Origin of the sequence: Paenarthrobacter sp. CM16 (assembly GCF_013179505.1) — a bacterium.
GTDB lineage: Bacteria > Actinomycetota > Actinomycetes > Actinomycetales > Micrococcaceae > Arthrobacter.
On record NZ_JABMCX010000483.1, the window covers coordinates 1 to 2,037 of the forward strand.

Sequence of the window (2,037 nt, forward strand, 5' to 3'; positions counted from 1 at the left end):
CCGAGGTCAAAGGACGCGTGGATTGGACGGTGACCAACACTCCCGCCGTTCGCGACGCCTTCACAGCCGCCCTCCCCGACTGGTTCCGCTACGGCCCTGAACAATCCTGCCAACCCCGCTCGTAGAACCCCACCGGCAACCAAGTTCCAAGAAGTAGCTTTAGAAGCCCCCGGGACCGCAGGCTTCAGCCACCACCACCCATGTCCATAATGGCCCCATGGCCACCGGCGTCACTGTCGCTGTCATATTTTCCGCAGCGGGTGCAGCGCCTGTATCGGCTGCCGTCTTCCGTGCTCTCAACGTGCCAATGATGGCCAAGATTCAGTTTGCACATCAGCTTCCTCAGCATGACGCTCTCCATTCCGAAGCCCGCTGAACACGCATGCCCGTGCCCGACGCGTTGCCACTCCAAGCCAAGCAGCCGCGGCCCCTGGATACTATAGATCCCCGTAACCACCTGAACCGCAGGGTGGCCTGGAACCGTTTCTTTGGCCGCGCCCCGCCAATTTGGGAGCTGCCTCACAAAGCGCATGGACACCAGGGAAGGTCGCGCCCGTTCCTTTGACATGCATTTGCCTCGGTGGAACAGCGGAAGGCTTCGGCACTTCACATTGACCACGATCTCACCCGCCCGGATGATCGAATTCCCCGCGCTGGCTGGTGTCATATATTTCCTTGAGTCACCAACAACTCGCGACTTTATCGCAATCGACAAATGTCGCGGGGGGGGGGTTTATTGACATCCGCTTGGAACTGGGACATCCCAAGGTTGGAAACAAGGCAGCCGAATGGCCCGAACTATGACGTCGGCCAGAGACCAACCTAATTGTGTGGAAACTAGTTCTCATCTGCCAGCACGGCACAGACGTCTGCAAGGACCTTGCCGTCGAGCGAATACGCGGTGGTCGTGTCGGTGTCGAGATCGTACGTGAAGGTCTGGTGCCCGGCGACGCTGTAGGTCTGAGTCTCTGTCACCGGTCCCGACAGGCCGATGTCGCCAGCGGCGAACCCTTTCAGGTAGCGACCATTGATGGTGACGTGGACGTCATTGGTCGCTTCGTCGTACGTCTCAACCAAAGCGTATCGGGACCGCTGCGTGAATGATTCGTCGGACTCTGCATTAGTCAATACTCCGGTGCCGACGTTGTGCTGCCAGAATCGGTCACCGAGAAGGGTTTTTTCCGAGCCTTTTACCGTGATGTTCGCGAGAACGGCGAACCCCGGGCAGAACTCGCCCGCAGGAAATTCGATCTCAAACTCCTCAGCATTAGCGCTCGAAACCGGCCCGAGAAGCACGATCGACAAGACAGATGCCGCGACTATGGCACGGCGTTGCAGCACGGACATGGAAGCCTCCAAGATCAACCTGTGATTTGGACGTTACGCCCCGGTATTGGCAGCCGCAAGAGCCGCCCAAAGCCTCTGGATTCCCATCTCCTGAAGCCCTGCACAGCGCGTCGCTGTGCAGGGCTTCTCCCCGTCTGGGGCACGGCCGCAGGTTAGGATCCTTTTCCTTCAGCCAGCCGCTCGATTAGCTCGGGCCAGTTGTTCGATCCCTTGCGAGGCACCTGCCCAGAGGGCGGTTGGTTCAAAACTTTGTAGGTCAGCAGCCGCCGTTTCGGATCATCCTAAGGCAGCTCCGGGTCCGGCCAAAACGCGTACAGGCTACCGAGACGGGCTGGTTCCGAAGGTAGCCCGCTGTGGCCCGGTGGCAGGTGATTAAGAGGGCCCCGGCAAAGAGGCGGCTGACAGCAATGGGTCACGCCCTCTGATCGACACCTTGGCGTTTCTTCTTCTTTTCCGGCCAAGGGCCGAGCTTTTCCTTGTTCCCTGCGGCATGTCCTGGCCCCGTAGAGTCGGCAAGGTCGCCCACCTTGTGGACCTTCAGCGAGTTCGTGGAACCGGCCTGGCCTGGAGGGGAACCGGCAGCGATGACCACGAGGTCGCCTTCGTCCACCAGATCCATTTGGAGCAGGCTCTTGTCAACCTGTGCGGTCATCTCGTCGGTGTGGCCCACGGAGGGAACCAGAACCGGCT

The 2,037-nt window shown here is 60.0% G+C and carries 2 protein-coding genes; both read right to left on the reverse strand.

Going from position 1 to position 2,037, the window contains the following annotated elements; all coding sequences use genetic code 11:
* Positions 1-837: 837 nt before the first annotated feature.
* On the reverse strand, positions 838-1,347 hold the full coding sequence (locus HP499_RS23680; protein ID WP_172326488.1) for a hypothetical protein: 510 nt from the start codon (positions 1,345-1,347) through the stop codon (positions 838-840).
* A gap of 412 nt (positions 1,348-1,759) precedes the next feature.
* On the reverse strand, positions 1,760-2,037 hold a 278-nt coding region (locus tag HP499_RS23685; RefSeq protein WP_305849765.1), incomplete at its 5' end, for a pyruvate kinase alpha/beta domain-containing protein.

Excerpts from the sequence above, each read along its gene's own strand:
- HP499_RS23680 (WP_172326488.1), bottom strand. The coding sequence starts at position 1,347 with ATGTCCGTGCTGCAACGCCGTGCCATAGTCGCGGCATCTGTCTTGTCG.